Origin of the sequence: Streptantibioticus cattleyicolor NRRL 8057 = DSM 46488 (assembly GCF_000240165.1) — a bacterium.
Taxonomy (GTDB): Bacteria; Actinomycetota; Actinomycetes; order Streptomycetales; family Streptomycetaceae; genus Streptantibioticus; species Streptantibioticus cattleyicolor.
Genome location: NC_017586.1, coordinates 1,660,921 through 1,684,897, shown reverse-complemented (window position 1 = coordinate 1,684,897; position 23,977 = coordinate 1,660,921). Strand labels below are relative to the sequence as shown.

The following is a 23,977-nucleotide window of genomic DNA, read 5'->3' as shown; positions in this document are numbered from 1 at the left end:
GGCCACGCGGGCGTAAAGTCACCCTGCGGGCTTCTTCGACCGCACGGCGGCGACGCCGTGCCTGTGACGGACCTCGGGCGGGGGGATCGGTGACGAGCGTCGTCTTCGTCCACGGTACGGGCGTGCGCGCCGAGTCGTACGAGCGCACCCACGAGAAGGTGGTGCGCGGGCTGGCCGCGGCGCGCCCCGACGCCACCGTGGTGCGCTGCTACTGGGGCGACGCCTTCGGGGCCCGGCTGGCCCTGGGCGGCGTCTCGATCCCGGTACGGGAGGGCACCCGCGCGGTGCCCGGCGAGGCCGCGGCGGACGATCCCACCGCGCTGTGGTCGCTGCTGCTGGCCGACCCCTTCGCCGAACTCCACGCCCACGCGGCGGCGGCGCCCCGGCAGGCCGGCGGCTTCGTCCCCGGCCGGGCCGATCCGTGGCGGGCCTTCGCCGACCGGGTACGGTCCTTACCCGCCGCCCTCGCCGCCTCCGGCGGGGCCGCCGAACCCGGCTCCGGGACGGCCCGGCTGCTCCCCGAGGCCGCCGAACGCACCGCCCGCGAGATCGCCGCGCTCTCCGGCGGCGCCCCCGACGACGCCGGGGTCACCGCCGTCACCGCGCGGGCCGTGGTGGCCGAGACGCTGCGGCTGGCGGCCGGCGAGGAACCCGCGCAGGAGCCGCCGCCGGTGGACGGGGAGGAACGCGACGCCCTGGTGGCCGCGATCACCGAGGCGCTGGGCGGCACCGACCGCGGCGCCCTCGCCGACGCCGGCCGGTGGCTGCTGCGGCGCGGTCTGACCTGGGCGGTGTGGGACTACTCCGAGGCGGCCCGGCGCCACCGCACCCGCATCACCGGCGGCGCCGTCCCGGCCACCGGCGACATCCTGCGCTACCAGGCCCGCGGCGAGGCGCTGCGGGACCGCGTCGCCGAGACCGTCCGCGCGGCCCGCGCCGCCGACCCCGGCCGCCCGGTGGTCCTCCTCGCCCACAGCCTCGGCGGCATCGCCTGCGTCGACCTGCTCGCCACCGACCCCGGCCTCCGCGTCGACCTGCTGGTCACCGTGGGCTCCCAGGCCCCGTTCCTGTACGAACTCGACGCCCTCACCGGGCTGCGCCGCGGCGAACCGCTGCCGCCCGCCTTCCCGCGCTGGCTCAACGTCTACGACGAGCGCGACCTGCTGGGCTTCGTGGCCGCCGGGATCTTCCCCGGCCGCGTGCGCGACCTGCGGGTGGACACCCGGCAGCCGTTCCCCTGGTCGCACAGCGCCTACTTCGCGCACCGCGGCTTCTACCGGCTGCTCGCCCCGGAGCTGCCGTGAGCGCCGGGTGGGACACCGAGCGCGTCCACGTCGTCGCGGTCGCCGTCGAGGAGTACGCCGGCGGTGCGGCCTGGCACCTGGACGGCCCGGTGCGCGACGCCCTCGGCCTGATCGACTGGCTCACCGGGCTCGGCGTCCCGGAGCGCAACGTCCACCTGCTCGCCGCCCCGCTCCCGGCCAACGCCGCGCTGCTGGCCGGCCGTGGCCACGCGGGCGCCGACCGCGGCACGGTGCGGACCTTCTTCAAGCGCGTCCTGCCCCGGCTGGACGGCGACTGGCTGTGGGTCTACTGGGCCGGCCACGGCGTCCAGGTCAAGGGGAGCGAATGGAGCCTGCTCTACCCCGAGGCCCGGGAGGACGACCTGGTCGGCCTGGACGCCGGGAAGCTGGTGGACTACCTGTGCTCCGACGCCCTCGCCCCGCACCGGTTCGGCCGGGTCGTCACCGTGGTCGACGCCTGCCGCCAGCCGCTCCCGCCGGCCGAGCGGGCCGCCGCCCCCGAACCCGACCACTTCATCACCCGCGAGACGCTCCACCGGGGCCGCCAGGCCTTCGTGTGGCGCGCCTGCGAACCCGGCGGCCTGGCCAAGAACACCGGCGGCGAGGGCCTGTTCACCCGCACCCTGCTGACCGGGCTGCGCGCCGCCCCGGACGGCGCCGGACCGCCCGACCTGGACGCGGCGGCCCGCAGGGTGGACGACGCGTTCGACCGGCTGCGCGAGACCGGCCAGGCCGACCAGCTGCCCAACCTCTACCGGCGCGACTGGCGGGGCAACGAGACCGACCGCCCGGCCCCGCCCCCGCTCACCGGTGAACAACTGCGTGCCAAGGCGCAGTTGACCCGCGTCACCGAACTGCTCACCGCCGACCCGCACTCCGCCGCCGCCTTCGCCTTCCACCTCGTCCGGGAGCTGTCCCCGCACGCCCCCGTCCCGCGCCCCGCCGCCACGGCCGGCGAACTGGTCGACGTGGCGATCGGCACCGCCCACGGGGTGACCACGCTGCTGGCCGCGCTCGACGCCACCCGCCCCGCCGAGCCCGGCCCCCACCTCGACCACTGGCGGCACACGGTGGCCGACGCGGAGCCGGCCGCCCGCCCGCTGCGCCCGTCCGGGGAGTGGCTGACCGGTCTCGAACACGGCGGGCTGCTCGCCCTGCTCGCCACCGGCCGCACCCTGCCGACGCTGGTCGGGGCCGCCCACGACGAACTGCCCGGGGTCCGGCTGACCGCCCCGGACGATCCGCCGGCCGTCCTGGACGACCTGGAACGCCTGGTGCCCCGCCGCCACCAGCTGCCCCAGCTGCTGCGGATCACCGAGCGCACCGCCGCGCTGCTGCCGCCGGACGACGCCGCCGCGCTCCAGTCCTGGTCCGACCGCTGCGCGGAACGCATCGGGATGACCCAGGCGCTCCTCGCCCGCCGCGCCGACCTCCAGGAGGAGACCGAGCGGACCGGGCACGCGGCCGACGGCGACCGCGTCCAGATCCGGCTGTCCGGCCCGGCCGGCGGCGGACGCACCTACGAGATCTGGTACCGCCGCGGCACCGAGGTGGTCGCGGTGGCCAAGGGCGACCGGCCGCGCCCCGCCGCCGGTATCAGCGACGACCTCGACGAGGCGCTCTACCGGTACGCCCGGGCCCACGAGACGCTGGTGGAGTTCTTCCTCCCCGCCGCCGACCTCGACCTGGAGGTGCACCGCTGGACGATCCGCGCCCGCACCGACGTCGAACGCCGGCTGGGCACCGACTACCCGGTCGTGGTCCGCGGCACCGACCCGCGCCCCCAGCCCTATGTGCACACCTGGCGCAAACGGTGGGAGCGGGTCGCCGCCGGCATCGTGCGGGACCTGCACTGGCTCCCCGACGACCTGGAACGCGACCGGGTGCCCGGCGCCCTCTCGCTCCACCCGGACGCCCCCGGCTGCGTGGTCACCGCCCCGGCCCGGCACCGCACCGGGATCTTCCTGGCCTGCGTGGTCAGCGGGGTCCCGGTGCTCGTCTGGCACCGCGCCGAGGAGCGCCGCGCCGCCCGGGACCGGCTGGAGCCGCTGCTGGGCGCCGTACCGTTGGCCCGACTCCCGCACCACCTGCGGGAGTTGCGGGCCGCCGGCGACCTCGACGACGACCACCACGGCAAGCACCTCGCCCTGCTGTGGGACGACCCCGGCCATCCGCTGCCGCGCCGGCTCGACCTGTCCGCCCCGGTCTGACCCACGCCGAAGAAAGTAGGACCCCTCGATGACCGACGACTGGCAGCTCTTCCGCGGTGACGGGCGCCCGCGGGACGTGGCCTGGCCCGAGCCGCCGCCGTGGCGCCGCTTCGAGGCCCCCGGCACGCGGGCCCCCGCCGCGCCGTTCCCCTACGTCATCTCCGACGCCGACCGGGACGTGGTCAACACCGCGCTGCTGCTGCACCGGCCGCTGCTGGTGACCGGCAAGCCCGGCACCGGCAAGTCCAGCCTGGCCCGGGCCGTCGCCCGCGAACTGCGCCTGGGCGAGGTGCTGCACTGGCCGGTCAACAGCCGTACCACGCTCGCCGACGGGCTCTACCACTACGACGCGGTGGGCCGGCTGCGGGACGCCTCCATGCGCCGGGGCCCGGACGACGCGGCCGACGGTGACGGCGACATCGGCGACTACCTGCGGCTCGGCCCGCTCGGCACCGCGCTGCTGCCGGCCGCCAAGCCCCGGGTGCTGCTCGTCGACGAACTCGACAAGGGCGACATCGACCTCCCCAACGACCTGCTCACCGTCTTCGAGGAGGGCCGCTACGAGATCCCGGAACTCGCCCGCCTCAAGGAGAGCGAGGTCCGGGTGCGGGTCACCGGGTCGGACCGCAAGGTCACGGTCGCCCACGGCGTGGTGCGCTGCCGGACGTTCCCGGTGGTGGTGGTCACCAGCAACGGCGAACGCGAGTTCCCCCCGGCGTTCCTGCGCCGCTGCGTCCGGCTGGACCTCAAGCAGCCCGGCGCCGAGCAGCTGCGCGAGATCGTCTCGCTCCACCTCGGCCCCCTCACCGAGGAGGCCGAGCGGCTGATCGCGGACTTCCTCGACCTGCGCGACGGGCAGAACCGCGAGCTCGCCACCGACCAGCTCCTCAACGCCGTCCACCTGCGCTCCACCGCCGTCCGCATGCCGTACGAGACGCTGCGCGAGACCGTGCTGCAGTCGCTGGACGACGTGGACGCCTGATGATCGACCGGCTCAGCGCGGCGCTGGAACGGGCGGGGGTCGAGCTGTCCACCCAGGAACTGCTCGACGTTCTCTGGCTGGCGGTGCGGACCGGCGGCGCACCGGCCGGGACGGGGGAGCCCCCGGCCGGACCCGCCCCGGCCGCCACCGCGCGGCCCCCGCGGCCCCCCGCCGACGCCGCCGAGCCGGAGCCGCCCGCCGGGTCCGAGGCCGCCGACCCCGCCCGCCCCGCCGACCCCGGGCTGTACGCGCCCGGTCCGCGTCCGCCCCGTGGCGGCCGGACCGCCGTTACGGTGCAGGTGCGCGGGGTCCGCGCGCTGACCCGGGCGCACCGGCTCGGCCGCGCCCTGCGCCCGCTGCGCCAGTGGTCGCCCTCGCCCCGGCTGGTGCGGCTGGACGAATCCGCCAGCGCCGACCGGATCGCCGAGACCGGACTCCCCGACGTGGTGCTGCGCCCGGAACGCGAGCACCGGCTCAGCCTCACCCTGATCGTCGACGACGGCCCCTCGATGGTGCTGTGGCGGCAGCTTGCGGCGGAACTGCGCGCCATCCTGGAACGGCTGGGCGCCTTCCGGCAGTTGCGCATCCTGGGCCTGGACACCGGTGACGCGGCGGCGCCGGTGCTGCGCGCCCGCCCGTTCGCCCCGGCCGCGCCGCGCCGCACCCCCGGCTCGGTGGTGGGGCAGGAGGGGCGCACGGTGGTCCTCGTGCTCTCCGACGGGGTGGGGCCGGCCTGGCGGTCGGGGGCGGTGCAGCGCTGGCTGGCCCGGTGGGCGCGACGGGTGCCGGTGGCGGTGGTGCAGCCGCTGCCGCCGCGCATGTGGCCGGCCCCGGCGATGGCCGCCGAGCGCCTGCTGCTGGCCGCGGAGCGCCCGGTCGCCGCCAACCGTTGCCTGACGATCCATCACCCCCTGCTGCCGTCCGGCCTGTTGGCGCCGTACGAGGGGGTGCCGGTGCCGCTGCTGGAGCTGGCCGAGGAGCAGCTCGCGGCGTGGGCCGGGCTCGCCGCGGGGGACCGGGGCAGCGCCGCACTGCCGGTGCTGCTGCTGCCCGCCCACCCCCCGCCGCCCGTTCCGGTGCCGGACCCGCCGCACCGGGCCCCCGGCGAACGGCTGCGCCACTTCCGGGAGAGCGCCTCGCCCGAGGGACAGCGCCTGGCCGGCCGCCTCGCCGCCGTCCACCCGCTCACCCTGCCGGTGATGCGGCTGATCCACCACGCCGGACGGCAGGACCCCGGCGGCGCCGACCGCTTCCACCCCGCCCAGCTCGCCGAGGTCTTCCTGGGCGGCCTGCTGCGCCGGGCCGAGGGCGCCGGCGGCACCTACGAGTTCCAGCCCGGCGTGGCCGACCTGCTGCTGGACACCGTCCGCACCGACGAGGCGCTGGGCACCGTGGAACTGGTCACCGCCTACCTGACCCGGCGGCGCGGCGACGGCCCGGAGTTCCGCGCCCGCGTCCACGGCCCCGGCGGCACCGCCGTCACCGACGACGCCCGCCCGTTCGCCGCCGCCTCCCCGCAACTGCTGTACCGGCTGAGCCTCGGCGACGGCGGCGGCTCCGGGCGGGGCGACCCCGCCGACGCCGGCACACCCTCCCCCGTCCCGGGCGAACCCGTGCTCTCCCACGCCTCGCTGTGGGTCAGGCCGCCCCTGACCGAGCTGGCCCGGCGGATCGTCCGCGACCCGTCGGTGCCCGGGGCCGTACGCGAGCAGGCCGCCAGGATGGCCGACGCCGCGGGCGACCGGGAGGAGGTGTACGGCTGGGACGGGGTGCACGCCGTCCAGGAGCTGGCCGTCCGGCTGGTCGACACCGATCTGACCGGGTACGCCGGTGAACTGCGGCGCGTCATCGGCACGTTGCTCCCCGAGCTGACCGGCGACGACCTGGAGACCCGCAACCTGCGCGGCCACCTGGCGCTCGCGCTCAACCGGCTGGGCGACCACGACCAGGCCGAGCACCATCTGCGCGAGGTGGTGGCCGTCTCCGTCCGGGTGCACGGCCCGGAGCACCGCTACACGCTGTATGCCCGCGGCCATCTGGCCGGTCTGCTGAGCGCGGCCGGGCGGCTGGAGGCGGCCGAGGCGGAACGCCGGGAGCTGCTGGAGGTCTATCTGCGCCGGCCGGAGTTCGACGTCGTCGCGGTCGGCGAGTCCCGCTCCCGGCTGGCCCAGGTGCTCCAGCAGCGCGAGCGGCACCAGGAGGCGCTGGACGAGTACCGGCGCGCCCACCACGACTGCCTGGCGGCGCTGGGCCCCGACCACCCCGAGACGCTCGGCGCCCTGTGGTGGGTGGGCCACGGCCTGGAACGGGCCCGGCGCTACCCGGAGGCCGAGGAGGCCTACCGGGAGCTGCTGGACGCCTGGACCCGCACGGCCGGCCCGGACCAGGAGGACGCGCTGATGGCCCGGGCCGGGCTGGTCCGGGTGCTGATGGGGGACCGGCGGTACGCGCGCGCCGAGCCGGAGCTGCGCGAGCTGGTCGCGGCGGCCGAGACCCGGTACGGCCCGCGGGACCCCCGGACCCTGGACGCCCGGGAGGACCTGGCGGTGGCCCTGCGCGACCTGGACCGGCCGGACGACGCGCTGGCGGTGACCACCTCTCTGGTGCCCGCCGCGACCCGTGTCTTCGGCACCGCCCACCCGGTCGCGCTGCGCATGCGGTACGTGCACGCCACCGTGCTCAACGCGCTGGAACGGTACTCCGAGGCGGAGACGGAGTGCCTGGGCATCCTCGCCGAGGAGCTGCGGCTGGGGCGTCCGGAGGGCGCGGTGCTCACCACCCGGCTGGAGCTGGCCCGGGCGGTCCGCGGCCAGGAGCGGCTGGCCGAGGCGGAGGAGGGGTACCGGGAGGTGGCCCGGGCCCGGGCCCGGCTGCTCGGCGAGGAGCACGACAGCACGCTGGCCGCCCGGCACGGCTGGGCGCAGACGCTGGGCATGCTGGGCCGGCACGAGGAGGCCGAGGCCGAACTGCGACGGGTGCTGGAGGCACGCCGCCGGGTGCTGGGCGCCGACCACCCGGACACCTCCAGCACCCGGGCCCAGCTGGTGTGGACCCTGCTGGACCAGGAGCGGTTCACCGAGGCCGAGGCGGAGCAGCGGGCGCTGACCGCCGAGCGCGCGGCCCGGGACGGCGACGACGCGCCGCGCACCCTGTCGTCCCGGCACAACCTGGGCTACCTGCTCAACCGGATGGGCCGGTACGCCGAGGCGGAGCAGGTCAACCGGCGCGCCTGGCGCGACCGCCGCCGGGTCCTCGGCGCCGACAACCCGCTGACCCTGGGCACCTGGCACAACCTGGCCTTCTCCCTGGACCACCTCGGCCGGCTCGCCGAGGCGGAGGCCGAGTACGCCGCCGTGCTGGAGGCCCGCGGCCGGGTGCTGGGTCCGCACCACCGCAACACCGAGGTCACCCGGGGTCTCCTGGAGGACCTGCGGCGGCGCATCCGGCTGTCCGAGGAGTGAGACGAACGGCGTGATTCTCGCCACGCCTGATGAGGTAGTCGCTCATTTGAGCGCGCAACCGGATCTCTCTGTTGCGGCACCCGGTGTCGTTAATTCTCCAATCAATGGCACTGGGTGCCAAGTACTGCCGCTTCAGGCAATCAAACCCACGTCACGCACCGTGATGGCGCTGTCTGCTCGATTGCACATTGACGCGCTCATGTGTTCAAGAGGTGAAGGGTGGGACGACGAAATCCGTGGATCGCGGATCCCAGGCATCGCCCCCTTGTCGCTTTCGATCTGCTGGCAGACGGGTGGTTATGGCCATGTGACATGGCCGTGGACGCACTGCGAAGCCTTTGAGATGGGTACGCTCCCCGCCGTCAGGGCAACCCCGTGCGCGAGGAGTCGGTCCCGTGTCGGAACACCACACACCCCGGAAGTTCGTCTACGACTTCACGGAGGGCAACAAAGACCTCAAGGACCTGCTCGGTGGCAAGGGCGCGAACCTCGCCGAGATGACCAACCTCGGTCTGCCCGTCCCTCCGGGCTTCACCATCACCACCGAGGCCTGCAAGGTCTTCCTGGAGTCCGGCAGCGAGCCGCCCGAGCTGCGCGACGAGGTGAGTGCGCACCTCGACGCGCTGGAGAGGCGGATGGGCAAGCGGCTCGGCCAGAACGACGACCCGCTGCTGGTCTCCGTACGCTCCGGGGCCAAGTTCTCCATGCCCGGGATGATGGACACGGTCCTCAACATCGGCCTGTCCGACGCCTCCGTGGCCGGCCTCGCCGCCCAGGCCGGCGACGACCGCTTCGCCTGGGACTCCTACCGCCGCCTCATCCAGATGTTCGGCAAGACCGTCCTCGGCGTCGACGGCGACCTGTTCGAAGAGGCCCTGGAGGAGGCCAAGCACGCCAAGGGCGCCTCCAACGACCTCGGCCTGGACGCCGCCGACCTGCGCCAACTGGTCGACACCTTCAAGCAGATCGTGGCCAAGGAGGCCGGCCGGGAGTTCCCGCAGGACCCCCGCGAGCAGATGGACCTGGCCATAAGGGCCGTCTTCCACTCCTGGAACGGCGACCGCGCCAAGCTCTACCGCCGCCAGGAACGCATCCCGCACGACCTGGGCACCGCCGTCAACGTCTGCTCCATGGTCTTCGGCAACCTCGGCCCGGACTCGGGCACCGGCGTCGCCTTCACCCGCGACCCCGCCACCGGACGGCAGGGCGTCTACGGCGACTACCTGCAGAACGCCCAGGGCGAGGACGTGGTGGCCGGCATCCGCAACACCGTCCCCCTCGCCGAACTCGAACGCATCGACAAGACCTCCTACGACGCGCTGATGCGCATCATGGAGACGCTGGAGACGCACTACCGCGACCTGTGCGACATCGAGTTCACCATCGAGCGCGGCAAGCTGTGGATGCTCCAGACCCGGGTCGGCAAGCGCACCGCAGCCGCGGCCTTCCGGATCGCCACCCAACTCGTCGACCAGGGGCTGATCGACGAGGCCGAGGCGCTGCGCCGGGTCAACGGCAACCAGCTGGCCCAGCTGATGTTCCCCCGGTTCGACGAGACCGCCGCCAAGGACGGCGCCCGCAAGCTCGGCCGGGGCATCGCCGCCTCGCCCGGCGCCGCGGTCGGCAAGGCCGTCTTCGACTCCTACACCGCCGTCAAGTGGTCCCGGTCCGGGGAGAAGGTCATCCTGATCCGCCGCGAGACCAACCCCGACGACCTCAACGGCATGATCGCCGCCGAGGGCATCCTCACCTCCCGCGGCGGCAAGACCTCGCACGCCGCCGTGGTCGCCCGCGGCATGGGCAAGACCTGCGTGTGCGGCGCGGAGGAGCTGGAGGTGGACACCAAGCGGCGCTGCCTGTCCGCCCCCGGCGGCGTGGTCGTCGAGGAGGGCGACGTCATCTCCATCGACGGCTCCACCGGCGTGGTCTACCGCGGTGAGGTACCGGTGGTGCCCTCCCCGGTGGTGGAGTACTTCGAGGGCCGCCTCGCCCCGGCCGACGCGCGCGCCGACGAACTGGTCACCGCGGTCGACCGGATGATGTCCTACGCCGACCGGATCCGCCGGCTGCACGTGCGGGCCAACGCCGACAACGCCGAGGACGCCGCCCGCGCCCGCCGCTTCGGCGCCCAGGGCATCGGGCTGTGCCGCACCGAGCACATGTTCCTCGGCGACCGCCGCGAACTGGTGGAGCGGCTGATCCTCGCCGACACCGACACCGAGCGCGGCGAGGCCCTGGACGCGCTGCTGCCGTTGCAGCGGCAGGACTTCATCGAGCTGTTCGAGGCGATGGACGGGCTGCCGGTCACCGTCCGCCTGCTCGACCCGCCGCTCCACGAGTTCCTGCCCGACATCACCGACCTGTCGGTGCGCGTCGCCCTCGCCGAGTCCCGCAAGGAGCCGCACGAGAACGACCTGCGGCTGCTCCAGGCGGTGCACCGGCTGCACGAGCAGAACCCGATGCTGGGGCTGCGCGGGGTCCGCCTCGGCCTGGTGATCCCGGGCCTGTTCGGGATGCAGGTACGGGCGATCGCCGAGGCCGCCGCCGAACGCCGCCGGGCCGGCGGTGACCCGCGGCCGGAGATCATGATCCCGCTGGTCGGCACCGTCCAGGAGCTGGAGATCGTCCGCGAGGAGTCCGAGAAGGTCATCGCCGAGGTGGCGGCGGCCTACGGCACCGAACTGCGGCTGCCGCTCGGCACCATGATCGAGCTGCCCCGGGCGGCGCTTACCGCCGACCAGATCGCCGAGGCCGCCGAGTTCTTCTCGTTCGGCACCAACGACCTCACCCAGACCGTGTGGGGCTTCTCCCGCGACGACGTGGAGGCCAGCTTCTTCACCGCCTACCTGGAGAAGGGCATCTTCGGGGTGAGCCCGTTCGAGACCATCGACCGGGACGGCGTCGGCTCGCTGGTGCGCGGCGCCGTCGAGGCCGGCCGGGCGGCCCGCCCGGGGCTGAAGCTCGGGGTCTGCGGAGAGCACGGCGGCGACCCGGAGTCGGTGCACTTCTTCCACGAGGCGGGCCTGGACTACGTCTCCTGCTCGCCGTTCCGGATCCCGGTCGCCCGACTGGAGGCCGGCCGCGCCGCCGGGTGACGCCCGGCCCCATCGAACCACCACGGAAAACCCTCACCGGGGGCGGCGCCTTGTGCGGAAGGCGCCGCCCCGCCCCCGTCACGGCGTCAGCCGGAACCGCAGCCGGCACACCACCGCGTCGGTGTCCCGGCGCACCGCGTGCGCCAGCACCGCGCCCCGCTGGTTCTGGAGCAGCCGCTGCCACAGCCGGGCCGGTTCCACCTCCGCGATCAGCACGGTGATCCGGGCCTGCGGACGCTCCGCGGCCAGCCGGGACAGGTACCCGGTCACCGGACGCCCCAACGCCCGTCCGGCACAGGTCAGTTCGACCAGCGGCACCCCCGGCCGCCACAGGTCCCAGTCCCGGCGCAGCGCCTCGGCCTGCTCCCGGTCCTCCGGATCCGGCCCGGTCACGGTGACCGCCAGCACCTCGTCGCCGAGGGAGACCGCGGCCGTCAGCGCCTCACTGGTCAGCCGGGACAGCGAGGAGACCGGCACCACCACCAACGACCGGTGCCGGCGCGGCGGTTCGGGCACCCGGCCGAGCCCGAGCCGCTCACCGATGCGCGCGTACGCCCGGTGCACCTGCTCGAAGGCGAACACCAGCACCGGCAGCGCCACCACCACCAGCCACGCGCCCTCGGTGAACTTCGTGGCCGTCACGATCACCGCGGCCACCCCGGTGAGCACCGCCCCGCACGCGTTGAGCACCGCCTTGCGCCGCCACCCGGCCGCCCGGCCGCTACGCCAGTGCACCACCATGCCCACCTGGCAGACGGTGAAGCCGATGAAGACGCCGATCGCGAAGAGCGGCACCACCACGTCGCTGTCGCCGCCGGAGGCCACCAGCAGCACCGCCGACGCCGCCGCCAGCGCCAGCACCCCGTGCCGGTGCACCTGGCGGTCGGCCTTGAGCGCGAAGACGTGCGGCAGGTGGTTGTCCCGGGCCAGCAGCGCCATCAGCACCGGCAGCCCGCCGAACGAGGTGTTGGCGGCCAGCGCCAGCAGCACCATGGTGGCGAACTGCACCACGTAGAATGCCCAGTTGTGGCCGAGCGAGGCGTCCGCGAGCTGGGCGAGCACGGTGACCCCGTGCACCGGCTGGAGGTGGAAGCGGCCGATGAGCACCGACAGCCCGATCAGCATCACGCCCAGCAGCGCGCCCAGCGCCACCTCGGTGCGCTGCGCCCGCCGCACCCGGGGCGCCCGGAACGACGGCACCGCGTTGGCGATCGCCTCCACCCCGGTGAGCGCGGAACACCCCGCCGAGAACGCCTTGAGCAGCAGCAGCGCCCCCACCGTGGTGGCGTTCCCGGCCACCACCGAGGCGTGCCCGGCGGCGGTGGCGGTGCTCACCGGATGGTCCCGGAACAGGCCCACCGCCACCATCGCCAGGATCGCGCCCACGAAGACCGCGGTGGGCACCATGAACAGCCGCGCCGACTCCGCCACCCCGCGCAGATTGACGGCGGTCACCACGGCCAGCACCGCCAGGCACAGCCACGTCCGCTCCCCGTACAGCGCGGGGAACGCCGAGGTCAGCGCGGCGACCCCGGCGGTGACCGAGACCGCCACGTTGAGCACGTAGTCCAGCACCAGCGAGGCGGCGGCCACCAGCCCGGCCCGGCGGCCCAGATGGCGGCGGGCCACCGCGTAGGAGCCGCCGCCGTCCGGGAAGGCGGCGATCACCTGCCGGTAGGAGGCGACCAGCACCGCCAGCAGCGCGGCGATCGCCAGCGTCACCGGCAGCGTGAACCCCAGCCCGTGCGCGCCCGCGGTGGCCAGCACCAGCACCACCGCCTCCGGGCCGTAGGCCACCGACGCCATCGCGTCCAGCGAGAGCGCGGCCAGCCCGCCCAGCGCGGTCAGCCGGTGCCGTCCTTCCGGATCGGGCGACCGGCCGCCCTCCGGTACGGCGTCGTGCGTGCGGCCGTCGCCGGCCGGGGCGTTGCGGGTGCGGGGCGGTGTCGTCATCGTCGGGTTCCTCCATCGTGGGCGTGCCCAGCGTGGGGGCGTACGGGGACGAAAACGCGCGACCTTGGCGCGACCTTGGCGCCGGATGCGCCGGCCTTCACGGGATCTTGACGCGCCGGGGCGCCGGAACCGGGGCCGGCGTCAGGGACGCGTCAAGAAGTTCCGACCGGGTGTCAGATCCCCGACAAGAACCGGTGGCCGGGGGCGGTGGCGTGCTTAGCGTTGCGGACATGGCGAGGCGTTCCCGGGGTGACGGCGCCCTCCTGCGTGACCGGCGGTGGGCCGGCGAGGCCCGGGCCGCGGGGTACTGCGCGGCGGGGCTGCTGGCCGCGCTGCTGGCGCTGGACGCGGGCGCCGGCACCCTGGACCGGTGGCGCGCGCTGCTGTGGTGCGGCTGCGCCCTGGCCGCGCTGGCGGTGCTGCTGCCGGCCCGGGTGACCTCGGGCGACGGCTGGATCCGCGCCACCGCCGTCCTCGTCCGCCACCGGGTCCGTACCGACCGGCTGGTGCTGGCGCGGCTGTCCGGGGTGACCGTGCCCCGGCTGGTGCTGCGCGACCGCGACGGCGGCCGGGTCGAACTCGACCTGCGGACGCTGGAGGCCAACCCGGCGCTGTGGCACCGGATCGAACGCGCCGTCCACGACGCCCGGCGGGCCGGCCGCATCGGGGACGACACCGCCCCGCTCGCCCGGATCGCCGCCCGCGTCGACGACCGTGCGCTGCGGCTGCTCGCCCCCTCGCTCAGCGCACCGCCGGCAGCTGCGGACGCACCCCGGTCAGCTCCTCCGAAAGGTCCCAGAGGCGTTCGCCGGCGGCGTCGTTGACTGTCCACGGCGCCCGCGGCGAGGGCGCCGGAGCCCCGCGCAGCGTGGCGATCCGCGGCCCGAAGAAGGCGTCCTGCGCGACCCCGGGCGCGGTCGCCGCGTACAGCGTCGGCAGCGCCCCGGCCGCGGCGGGCTGGGCGACGATCCGGCCGGCCGCCCGCACCACGCGCTCGGCCGTCCGGCGCCCCTCCATCCGCACCCCGGCGACCGCGAGGCCGGTGTCGGCGTATCCCGGGTGCGCGGCGGCGGCGGTCACCGGGGCGCCCGCGGCGGTCAGCCGCCGGGCCAGCTCGTGGGTGAAGAGCAGGTTGGCGCTCTTGGAGCGCGCGTAGGCGACCCACCGCCGGTACCGGCGCTCGCCGTTGGGGTCGGTGGGGTCGATGGTGGCCAGCACGTGCAGCCCGCTGGAGACGGTGACCACCCGGGCGCCGGGCGTCCGCAGCAGCCGGGGCAGCAGCAGCCCGGTGAGCGCGAAGTGGCCGAGGTGGTTGACGCCGAACTGGGTCTCGAAGCCGTCGGCCGTGCGCCCGTACGGCAGCGCCATCACGCCCGCGTTGTTCACCAGCAGGTCGAGCCGGTCCGCGTCGTACCCGGCGGCGAACGCCCGCACCGTGGACAGATCGGCCAGGTCCAGGTGGCGGTAGGCGACCCGGGACCCGGGGGCGGCGGCCCCGATCCGTTCCGCCGCCGCCTTGCCGCGCGCCTCGTTGCGGCAGGCGAGCAGCACCCGGGCCCCGTGCCGGGCCAGGGCGAGCGCGGTGTGGTAGCCGATGCCGCCGTTGCCGCCGGTGATCACGGCGGTGCGGCCGGTCTGGTCGGGGATGTCGTCGGCGCTCCAGCCCATCCGTGGCTCACTCCCTCTTCCGGTCTCCCGGCTCAGTCGTCGATGCCCGACCTTTCCACACCGGCGACGATGAAGCGCTGCAGCCCCACGAAGACCACGATCAGCGGCACGATGGAGACCGCGGCGGCGGTGAACAGCTCGTGCAGGTTGACGTTCTGCGCGGTGGTGAACGTGGAGAGCGCCACCTGCACCGTCCACGCCCGCTGGTCCTGCCCGATCACCAGCGGCCACAGGAAGGCGTTCCACGAGCCGATGAAGACGATCGCCCCCACCGCGGCGAAGGCCGGCCCCGAGTTGGGCACCACCACCCGCCAGTACGTGCGCCAGTAGCCCAGCCCGTCCACCCGGGCCGCGTCCTCCAGCTCGTGCGGGAAGCCGAGGAAGAACTGGCGGAAGACGAAGGCGGCGAACGCGTTGAACAGCGTCGGCACCACCAGCCCGCGCAGCGAGGAGACCCAGCCGAGCGAGGAGACCAGCACGAAGGTGGGCACGAAGGTCACCGCGGCCGGGACCATCAGCGTGCCCAGGATCGCGTAGAAGACGCCCTGCGCGTGCGGGTACGGGATGCGGGCCAGCCCGTACCCGGCGAGCGAGGCCAGCAGCAGGGTGCCGGCCGTGGTCAGCACCGCGATCACGGTGGAGTTCCACAGCGCGTGCGCCATCGGCACCGCCGGGTCCGCGAACAGCTCGCCGATGTTGCCGAGGCGCAGGTGGCGCGGGAGGAACGTCCACCCCGGCGCGGTGATCTCCGACTCGTCGGCGAGCCCGTTGCGCACCAGCAGGTAGAACGGGACCAGGAAGAGCACCGCCAGCGCGCACAGCACCGCCGCGCGCAGCGCCCGCCCGAGCCGCAGCTGTGCCTGCCGCATCCCTCACGCCTCCTTCCGGCCCAGCCCGAACCACCGGGCCTGCGCCACGGTGGCCACCGCGATCAGCAGCGCCAGCACCACCGCCCCGGCGCTGCCCACCCCCAGGTCCTGCCCCTGGCCGAGCGCCGTGTAGTACAGGTAGACCAGCGGCGGCCGGGCGTACGGCGGGTAACCACGGGCGCTGGAGAGCAGGTTGTAGAACTCGTCGAACGCCTGGAAGGCGTTGATCACCAGCAGCAGCACCACCGCCACCGAGGTCGCCCGCAACTGCGGGAAGGTGATGTACCGGAACGTCTGCCACCCGGGCCGGGCCCCGTCCACCGCCGCCGCCTCGTACAGCGCGCGCGGGATGCGCTGGAGCCCGGCGAGGAAGAGGATCATGTAGAACCCCGCCTGGAGCCACAGCCGTACCGTGCCGATCACCAGCCAGTACCAGGGCGGATGGGGGTCGGAGAGCCAGGCCACCGGGTCCGCGCCGAACGCCCGCAGCACGGTGTTGGCCAGCCCGAAGCGCACCCCGTTGAAGACCGACATCTTCCAGATCAGCGACGCCACCACGTAACTGCACGCGGTCGGCAGGAAGAACACCGACCGGAAGAACGCCCGCAGCCTGCGCACCCGGCTCACCAGCAGCGCCAGCGCCAGCGACAGCGCGAACGTGGCCGGCACCACCACCAGCGTGAACAGCGAGAAGGTCAGCAGGCTGGAGGTGAACGCCGGATCGCCCAGCACCGCCGCGTAGTTGGCCCACCCCACGAACCGGCTGGGGGTGACGGTGTTGCGCGCGTCGAAGAAGCTCAGCGTCACGCTCCACACCAGCGGAACGTAGACGAAGACCGCGAGCCCCAGCACGAACGGGCCGGTGAAGACCCAGAACCACAGATGGCGGCGGTGCGGCCCGAACCGGGGCCGGGGCGCCGCCGCCCGCCCGGACGCGGCCACCGGGGCGGCGGGGGCGGGGGCGGCGGCCGGACCGGCGGACACCGGCGCTCAGCCCTCGCCCCGCGCCCGGCGCACCTCGGCGGTCACCCGGGAGGCCGCCGAGGCGAGCTGGGCGCGCGGGTCGGCGCCGTCCTTGATGATCCGGCTGAAGGCGTCCTGCACCGCGGTCTGCGCCCCCGGCGTCCACAGCAGCGGCGCGGCGTGCCCGTTGCCGGTGGCGTACCGCACCGCGTCGGCGGCCGGCCCGGTGCGTAGCTTGGCCGCCTTGCGGGCCAGGGAGAGCCGGGCGGGGATGTGGAACCCGTAGGAGAGCGCGAAGTCCTCCTGGAAGTCGGTGCGGTCCACCCACAGCCACTTGACGTACCGCTTGGCCGCGTCCCGGTGCTTGGAGCGGGCGTTGACCGCCGCCGCGTAGGCGCCCACCGGCACCGCGGGCTTCCCGTGCGCCCCGGCGGCCGGGAACGGCAGGACGCCGAAGTCGTCACCGAGCGCCTTGGCGATCTGCGGCAGCGCCCACAGCCCGGTCCACTGCATGGCGGTCAGCCCCTGGACGAACGCCGACGGGTCGGACCAGTCGGCGGGGGCGCCCAGCAGCAGCGACTTGTCGGTCCACAGGGTGCGCAGCCGGGCCAGGGCGTCGGCGCCGGCCGGGTCGGCGAAGGCGGCGCGGCCGTCCGCGGTGAGCAGGTCGAGCCCGGCGGCGATCAGCGGGATGCCGCCGGAGCCGAGCACCCCGGCGCCGCCGTCGTTGCCGAGGAAGAGCCCCTTGACGTCCTTGCCGGTCAGCGCGCGGGCCGCGGTCACCAGGGCGTCCAGCGTGGCCGGCGGCGCCACCCCCGCCTTGGCCAGCAGGCTCTTGCGGTAGTAGAGCAGCTGGGTGTCGATGGTCTGCGGGATGCCCCAGACCCGGCCGCCGTAGATCTTCGGGGCGAGCACCGCGGGGTTGAAGTCGTCGCGCGCCGCGGCGATCTCGGCGGTCAGGTCGGCCACCTGGCCGCCGCGGATCTGGTCCAGGGTGGGGCCGTTGGCCTCGAAGACGTCCGGGCCGTCGGCGGTGAGCAGGGCGGCGGCGGTCTGCCGGTCGTAGTCGCCGGGGCGCCACTCGACGGTCACCTCGGCCTGCCGGTAGGCCGCCGCGTACCGCTTCACGGCCGACTGCGTCCCCGGCTCGCCGTACTGGTGGTACCACTGCCGCAGCACGGTGCCGCCGCCCGGACCGCCGCCCCCGCGGCCGGTGTTGGAGCCGCAGGCGGCCAGCGGGGCGGCCAGGGCGAGGCCGCCCGCGGCGGCGAGAAGGCGTCGGCGGCTGATCGCGGCGTGCCGCGGTGTCGGCTCGGACATGGTCATGAAGTATCGCCCGGACGCGTGGCCGCCGCATTGCGGTGGCGTGAAATCGCCCCTGGGGGTGGAGTGTTGGTCACAACACGTTTGACCGCCGGTGCGCCCTGGCATATACCTCGTCAACGAATACATCGAAGCGATGTATTCGTTGAGGGCTCCATGACCACGTCCCCGCCGCCGGTGTCCCGCGGCGTTTCCGAACGTTTCCCCTGGGGTGCGCCGCTCGCCCTGGCGCTGGCGGTGATCGCGCTGTGCTCGGCCGAGTTCGCGCTCGTCGGGCTGCTGGTGGAGGTGGCGGGGGAGTTGCGGGTGCCGGTGGCCACCGCCGGTCAGCTGCTGGGCGGCTACGCGATCGCCGCCGCGGTCGCCGGCCCGTTGGCCACCCTGGCCACCGCCCGGGTCCCGGCCCGCCGGCTCGCCCTCGGGCTGCTGGCGTTCTTCGCGGCGGCCAACTCCCTCGCCGCGCCGACCCCTTCGTTCCCGCCGCTGATGGCCGCCCGCATGCTCGGGCCCTCACCCACAGCGCCTTCGTCGCGGTCACCATCCTGCTGGCCGTCTCCCTCGCGCCGCGTGACCGGCAGGCCACCGCCATCTCCTGGGTGGCCGGTGGCTTCGCGCTGGCCACGGTGGCGGGCGGCCCGCTCGGCGCGCTCGTCGGCGAACACCTCGGGTGGCGGGCCACGTTCTGGGCGGTGGTGGCCGCCGCGGTCGCCTCGGCGGTGGCGATCGTCCTGCTGGTGCCCGCCCGCCCCGCCGTCCGCGCCGGTGCCTCCGCCGGCGCCCGCGGAGAACCGCGCGCCCTGTGGCGACCCCAGGTGCGCTGGGCGTTCACGGTCACCACGGTCTCGCGGACCGGCTGGTTCCTGCGGTACGCCTACGTGACCCCGCTGCTGCGCGAGGCGACCGGGCTGGGCCGGGGCGCCGCCGCGGCCATGCTCTTCGTCTTCGGCGCCGGCGGCTTCCTCGGCGACCGCGCCCCCCCGCGCCACCATCGTCCTCGCCCTCACCACGCTCGCCGCCGCCCTGGCGACCACCGCCTGCGCCGTCCGCCACCCCGCCCCGGTCCGCGCCGCCGTCCTCGTCATCGGCCTCGCCTCCGGCGCCCTCGTCCCCCCCGCTCCAGTCCTGGGCCCTCGCCGCCGCCGGCGGCGGCTCCCCCCTCGCCCTCGCCGCCAACACCTCCGCCTTCAACCTCGGCAACGCCGTCGGCTCCTGGGCCGGTTCACGACTGCTCACCACCGGCGCCCCGTTCCCCACGCTGGCGTGGACGGGCGCGGCGGTGGTGCTGGCGTCGCTGGGGTGTGCGGGGGTGGCGTGGCGGAGGGCCGGTCGGCCCGCGCCGACGGCGTCAGGACGTTCCGGTGCCGATCCGATAGACGATCTTCCCGTCGAACTCGGCGAACCCGAGTGACCGGTAGAACTCGCGTGCGGCGGGGTTGTCCCGGTCCGTCATCCACTCGACACGGCTGCAACCGGGCCGCGCCTCGGCGAGGACGCGGAGTTCACGCATCAGCTGTGCGCCCACGCCCTGCCGTCGAAGGGTGTCGCGGACGTAGAGCTCCTTGAGGAACAAGGAGTGGGTGGAGCCTGCGGCAGGCCAGAGGAAGGAATAGGCGGCCATTCCGGCGATGCCGCCGTGCTCGTCCTCGACCAGCAACGCAGAGGCCAGCGGCGGCGTGCCGAAGAGGGCCTCCTCGACCTGCGACCGCCGCTGGTCGAACGGCTGGATCCCGGTCGCACCGTAGAACCGCTCGATCTCCTCGATCAGCTCGGCGACAGCCGGGACGTCCCGCTTTTCGGCGGGGCGGATGGTCACGCCCATCGGTCTCTCCTGCCTTCCAACACTTGGTCCGGCCCGCGCCGCAGGTCCCCGCTACGACACTTGTCGCGGACAGGGCCGGAGAGGCCGCCGTCTACAAGGACCAGCCGTGCTGCTGAAGGGAGTCTTGCACGTGCCGGATGAGGTACTCCAGATCCGCACAGTAGACGGAGGGGTTCCGGTAGCCGCGTGAACTGCTGAACCGGTGGGGGAGATACCCCCCACCGCACACCTCGACCAACGGGCAGCTCCGGCACTTGTCGGCCAGCGCCGTGCTGCCATCGTGCCGGTACCGAAGCTTCGGATGGCGCGACGCCTTGTCGAAGGAGTGGCTGAAGACATCCAGTCCCAGCCTCGACGCTCCCTCGGTGACGGACCGCAGTGTGTCCACTCCCTCGATCGTGCCGTCGGATTCGATCACGACGCTGGTCGGCGGGGCCAGGCCGAGGGTTTCCACCGAACCGCGTACGCCGGAGCTGAGCGCCACGATGTCCTCCAGCATCCGGACGCTGTGCCGGTGTTCGGTCCCGGCGATCCAGGCGTCGTACACGCGGCTCATCCACATCCCGTACTCGGGTACGGACGGATCGTGCCGGTGCGGAGGATCGTCGTGAGTTCCGTGCGGCAGATTGAAGTCGATCACCGGAGGGCCGAACCCCGCCAGGTGGTCATGGACCTCCACCGGGTCGTTGGCCAGGTCGACGACGGCGAGTAGTCCGGCGAACAGCCGGGGCCGGGAGCGAAGAAGCTCGATGCCGCGCACGGCGGAGGCGGCGCTCGACCGTGCCGTGCCGGTCAGCCGGTGCCGGTCGTTCGCTTCCGGTGGCCCGTCGAGGCTGACGCCCACGGCCACCTGGTACTGCTCGAAGAGGTCCAGCCACGCTTCGGTGAGCAGGGTCCCGTTGGTCTGCAACTCGAACCGGACCACCGTGGTCTCCGGTATGCCGTCCCGGAAGACGGCGAGCAGTTCGGCCATGTGACGAGGCCCGACGAGCAGTGGTTCACCGCCGTGGAACACGACGTGGGCGGTGTTCAGGCCGTGCGTCGTGGCGTGCTCACCGATCCGCCGGGCAGCCGCCCGTGCCACCTCCGTGCTCATGCGGGCAGGCAGGTGCCGCCATGCCTGGTCCCTGGAGTTGAAGACGTAGCAGTAGTCGCAATCGATGTTGCAGCGGTTCGCGGTCTTGAGGATGAAGGAACGAAACGGCGTGGCGTCCGGTGGTGTCATGAAGTGGTGGCGCGCTCACACCGGCCAGGGCCAGATGAGCGAGGCAGCGTGGACTCCGCCCCCGCTGTCACAGGCCGGGGCCCGCTCGGCGGCGAGCCTCCGACGTACGCGGACGGCGACGCGGTCCAGCACGTGGCCGTCGGCACCGTTTGGCGTTCGCACGATCTCAGGGGCAACGGGAGTCGCGGTCTGGGGCATCGATGACGGCATACAACGCTCCTCGACAAGGCACCGGCGGATCCGGCGATGAGGCCATGGCCGGGCGGCGGCGGATCGGTCGGCAAGGTATCAGCCGTACCGGGCGCAACGGCAGGAGCGATCCGGCCACCTGCCTGGCTACCCGGGCTGTACCGCCAGCAGACGCTCGATGTCGGCCGCGGCTGTGCCGGCGCCGAGCGAGCGGTACACGGCGATCGCCTGGCGCAGCGGCCCTTCACCTCCCCGGGAGCCCCCGAGCGACCGGTCGCAGCGGCCGATCCCCTCGAGCGCCCGGGCCTCCTCCAAAGGGCAGCGAATGGCAGCGGCAAGGCCCAGCGCCAGCTGGAAACGGTCCCGCGCGGCGGTCACCTCGTCCGACACCCGCAGCAGTGCGCCCCAGTTGTTGAGCACCTCGGCCTCGCCACAGCGGTCACCCAGCTCCCGGTGGATTTCCAGGCTGCGTGCGAACGCTTCGACAGCCGCTTCCCGCTCCCCGGTGGCTCCCCGGGCGGACCCCAGCTCGCTCAAGGTGGCGGCGATGCCGCCGCGCGCACCGAGTTCCCGGTAGGTCTCCAGGGCCTGCTCCAGCAACCTGATCGCCTCCGGAGCACGCCCGGACACGCGGTGGAGGGCCCCGAGGTGCCGGACGCTGTTCGCCCGGCCGAAACGGTCACCGAGGTCGGTGTAGATCTCCAGGGCCTGTGTGTGAGCGTCATGAGAACCGGCCACATCGCCCACCAGCCGACGGACCAGGCCGAGTTCGTTGAGGGCGTACGCCTGGTGGTGCCGGTCGTCGAGTTCCTGGTAGATGTCGAAGGCTTCCCGGTGCCGCCGCGCCGCCCGGTCGTACTCGCCCATGAGGCAGTGCACGATGCCCAGATCCCGCAAGGAGTTGGCTTCGCCGTACCGGTCGTGGAGCTCCCGGTAGATCGACAGGGCCTCGCTCTGGGCCTCCACCGCCTCGTCGAACCGGCTCATCTGCCGGCGCACCATACCCAGGTCAGCGAGGGCGTTGGCCTGACCGAGCCGGTCGCCCAGTTCCCGGTAGATCGACAGGGCTTCGCTCTGCGCCCGGACAGCAGCCTCGTTGTCCGCCGTCATGTACCGGACGATGCCCGCCTGGTTGAGCGCGTCCGCTCTCCCCTTGCGGTCGCCCACCGCTTCGTAGAGCACCTCTGCCTCGTGCAGGGCTTCGACGGCCTCCGGATAGGCGGCCATGCAACGCCGGACGACCCCGAGCTCGGCGAGCGCCCCGGCGAGTGCCCGCCGGTCACCGGTCCGGCGGGCGGCTTCCGCGGCTGCCCGGTGCAGGCCGACCGCCTGGTCCCAGGGACCGGACTGCCGCAGAAACGGAGCCATGGCCGCGGCCAGTCGGATCACAAGTCCGTGCAGATCCAACTCGTTCGCCCGTTTGATGCAGGCCAGTACGTTGGGGCGTTCGTTCTCCAGCCAGCCCAGCGCCGCCGAGCGGGAGTCCAGCGGCGGGGTGCTCATCGGCTCTTGCGGGACAGGAGAGTTCGCCACCTGTGCGCTGCCGCGGGCGATATGCGTGTTCACCGCGGTCAGTGCGGACAGGTAGTAGGCGCACACCCGCCCGACGGCTTGGACATGGTTCATGCTGTCCCCCTCGTCGGCGAGGCGGCGTGCGTAGTCGCGCAGCAGGTCGTGGAGCCGGTAGCGGCTCCCCGGGTGTTCGTCGATCAGGTGGGCGTCGTAGAGCGCGTCGAGATGGCGACGGGCGTCGTCGACCGTCGTCGAGCCCACCGCGGCTCCGGCGTAGGCGTCGATGTCCGTACCCGGATAGCAACCGAGGAGCTGGAAGAAGTACCGCCGTTCCGGTGGCAGATCCCGGTACGACAGATCGAAGGTCGAGACGATGGCCCGGTCCCCGGCGCGCAGTTCGCCCAGCCGGTCCCGTACCGCAACCAGCCGCTCCAGCAGATCCGCGACGCTCCAGGTCGGGTGGTGCCGCAGCCGCGCGGCGAGCAGGGACACACCCAGCGGCAGACAGCCGCACAGGCGCACCAGTTCGTCCAGCACCGCTGGGTCGAGGGCGTCGCGGGAACGTCCGCTCAGCCGTACGAACAAAGCGACCGCATGCTCCGGTGACAGGGCTTCCACCTGCAGGACCACTTCTTCGTGTGCCGCCAGCCGCTTGCGACTGGTCACCAGCACCAGGCAACCACCGTCACCCGGCAGCAACGGCTCCAGCTGCCGGTAGCTCGCCGCGTTGTCCAGGATGAGCAGGGCTCGCTTGTCCGCCAGCTGGCCGCGCCACATGGCGGCGCGGGCCTCGGTGACCGCCCCCGCGTCGTCCCCGACGGGGATCTGCTGGGCCGGAACGCCGGTTGCCGCCAGCAAGGAGGCCAGTGCCTCCGTCGCCTGAACCGGGTTCCGTCCGGTCGTGTGCCCGTTAAGGTTCACGAAGAGCTGACCGTCCGGAAACCGCCCCGAGAGCACATGGCCGGCATGGACGGCGAAAGAAGTCTTCCCGACCCCGGGCATGCCGTCGATCACATGGACGGGCAACGCCTCACCGTTCTCCTGGCAGGTACGCACCGACCCCACGAGCCGTTCCAGTTCGGCGGTCCGATCGGTGAACGCCGAGATGTCGCGGGGCAACGAGCGCAGTACCAGCGCCGCGCCGGGCGGCTCGGACCCGCCCTCTTGGCGGGGCGGCACGGTGTCCGGTGCGGACGACCGCGTCTCCGACAGCGCCGCCAGCAGCGCGGTGAACCCGACCGTGACCACGCCGAGGAGGGCGAACGACGCCCAGGCGTGCCGTTGCACCCAACCCAGAAAGCCCGGCCAATGCGCTTGATTGGAAACGGCGTTGGTGACCAGACCCACCAGCATCGTCGTCACCGCGCCGCCACCGGCGACGACGGCGATCGCCATCCCGCGACG

At 74.1% G+C, this 23,977-nt stretch carries 17 protein-coding genes; 7 read left to right on the top strand and 10 right to left on the bottom strand.

Annotated features, from left to right (window positions below):
• Positions 1-89 precede the first annotated feature (89 nt).
• From SCATT_RS07245 to ppdK, 5 genes are all read left to right on the top strand, one after another.
• Positions 90-1,304, top strand: coding sequence for a lipase family protein (locus SCATT_RS07245; protein ID WP_014142319.1), 1,215 nt, complete (start codon positions 90-92; stop codon positions 1,302-1,304).
• A complete protein-coding gene (locus tag SCATT_RS07240) occupies positions 1,301-3,514 on the top strand; it encodes a VMAP-C domain-containing protein (protein WP_014627639.1) in 2,214 nt (737 codons plus the stop codon). Before SCATT_RS07245 ends, SCATT_RS07240 begins: the two co-directional genes overlap by 4 nt.
• Positions 3,515-3,542: 28 nt before the next feature.
• Complete coding sequence (locus tag SCATT_RS07235; protein WP_014142317.1) at positions 3,543-4,496, top strand: AAA family ATPase; 954 nt, start codon at positions 3,543-3,545, stop codon at positions 4,494-4,496.
• Positions 4,496-7,957 (top strand): tetratricopeptide repeat protein, encoded by a 3,462-nt coding sequence (locus SCATT_RS07230; RefSeq protein WP_014142316.1) that lies wholly within the window; start codon positions 4,496-4,498, stop codon positions 7,955-7,957. Before SCATT_RS07235 ends, SCATT_RS07230 begins: the two co-directional genes overlap by 1 nt.
• 395 nt (positions 7,958-8,352) lie before the next feature.
• Positions 8,353-11,052, top strand: a complete 2,700-nt coding sequence (gene ppdK, locus SCATT_RS07225) for a pyruvate, phosphate dikinase (RefSeq protein WP_014142315.1) — start codon at positions 8,353-8,355, stop codon at positions 11,050-11,052.
• A gap of 78 nt (positions 11,053-11,130) precedes the next feature.
• On the opposite strand, the gene SCATT_RS07220 is transcribed toward ppdK, so the two are convergent.
• On the bottom strand, positions 11,131-13,005 hold the full coding sequence (locus tag SCATT_RS07220; protein ID WP_014142314.1) for an APC family permease: 1,875 nt from the start codon (positions 13,003-13,005) through the stop codon (positions 11,131-11,133).
• Positions 13,006-13,235: 230 nt separating this feature from the next.
• On the opposite strand from SCATT_RS07220, the gene SCATT_RS07215 reads away from it, so the two are divergent.
• Positions 13,236-13,829: a hypothetical protein gene (locus tag SCATT_RS07215; protein ID WP_050990276.1), complete on the top strand. Its 594-nt coding sequence runs from the start codon at positions 13,236-13,238 to the stop codon at positions 13,827-13,829.
• On the opposite strand, the gene SCATT_RS07210 is transcribed toward SCATT_RS07215, so the two are convergent.
• The 5 genes from SCATT_RS07210 to SCATT_RS39370 form a co-directional block, all read right to left on the bottom strand.
• Positions 13,747-14,673 carry an oxidoreductase gene (locus SCATT_RS07210; RefSeq protein ID WP_014142312.1) on the bottom strand — a complete coding sequence of 309 codons (927 nt, stop codon included), beginning with the start codon at positions 14,671-14,673 and terminating at the stop codon, positions 13,747-13,749. The two genes, SCATT_RS07215 and SCATT_RS07210, sit on opposite strands and share 83 nt — an antisense overlap.
• Positions 14,674-14,705: 32 nt before the next feature.
• Positions 14,706-15,542: a carbohydrate ABC transporter permease gene (locus SCATT_RS07205; protein WP_014142311.1), complete on the bottom strand. Its 837-nt coding sequence runs from the start codon at positions 15,540-15,542 to the stop codon at positions 14,706-14,708.
• Positions 15,543-15,545: 3 nt separating this feature from the next.
• Positions 15,546-16,526, bottom strand: coding sequence for a carbohydrate ABC transporter permease (locus tag SCATT_RS07200; RefSeq protein ID WP_014142310.1), 981 nt, complete (start codon positions 16,524-16,526; stop codon positions 15,546-15,548).
• Positions 16,527-16,532: 6 nt separating this feature from the next.
• Positions 16,533-17,831, bottom strand: coding sequence for an ABC transporter substrate-binding protein (locus SCATT_RS07195; protein ID WP_014142309.1), 1,299 nt, complete (start codon positions 17,829-17,831; stop codon positions 16,533-16,535).
• A gap of 338 nt (positions 17,832-18,169) precedes the next feature.
• The gene (locus SCATT_RS39370; protein ID WP_231905049.1) at positions 18,170-18,490 is read right to left on the bottom strand and encodes a hypothetical protein; all 321 of its coding nucleotides are present in this window, start codon (positions 18,488-18,490) and stop codon (positions 18,170-18,172) included.
• Between SCATT_RS39370 and SCATT_RS40710 the strand changes: the two genes are divergently transcribed.
• Positions 18,371-19,201 (top strand): MFS transporter, encoded by an 831-nt coding sequence (locus SCATT_RS40710; protein WP_407696647.1) that lies wholly within the window; start codon positions 18,371-18,373, stop codon positions 19,199-19,201. The two genes, SCATT_RS39370 and SCATT_RS40710, sit on opposite strands and share 120 nt — an antisense overlap.
• Here the strand turns inward: SCATT_RS40710 and haaN are convergent.
• From haaN to haaT, 4 genes are all read right to left on the bottom strand, one after another.
• Complete coding sequence (haaN, locus tag SCATT_RS07185; RefSeq protein ID WP_014142306.1) at positions 19,174-19,647, bottom strand: cyclophane-containing RiPP N-acetyltransferase HaaN; 474 nt, start codon at positions 19,645-19,647, stop codon at positions 19,174-19,176. The two genes, SCATT_RS40710 and haaN, sit on opposite strands and share 28 nt — an antisense overlap.
• Positions 19,648-19,738: 91 nt before the next feature.
• Positions 19,739-20,872, bottom strand: a complete 1,134-nt coding sequence (locus SCATT_RS07180; RefSeq protein ID WP_014142305.1) for an FxsB family cyclophane-forming radical SAM/SPASM peptide maturase — start codon at positions 20,870-20,872, stop codon at positions 19,739-19,741.
• 15 nt (positions 20,873-20,887) lie between these two features.
• Positions 20,888-21,070, bottom strand: coding sequence for a HaaA family cyclophane-containing RiPP peptide (gene haaA / locus SCATT_RS40575; protein ID WP_322972951.1), 183 nt, complete (start codon positions 21,068-21,070; stop codon positions 20,888-20,890).
• A gap of 138 nt (positions 21,071-21,208) precedes the next feature.
• The gene (gene haaT / locus SCATT_RS07175) at positions 21,209-23,968 is read right to left on the bottom strand and encodes a cyclophane-containing RiPP biosynthesis TPR protein HaaT (RefSeq protein ID WP_014142304.1); all 2,760 of its coding nucleotides are present in this window, start codon (positions 23,966-23,968) and stop codon (positions 21,209-21,211) included.
• Between the last annotated feature and the right edge of the window lie 9 nt (positions 23,969-23,977).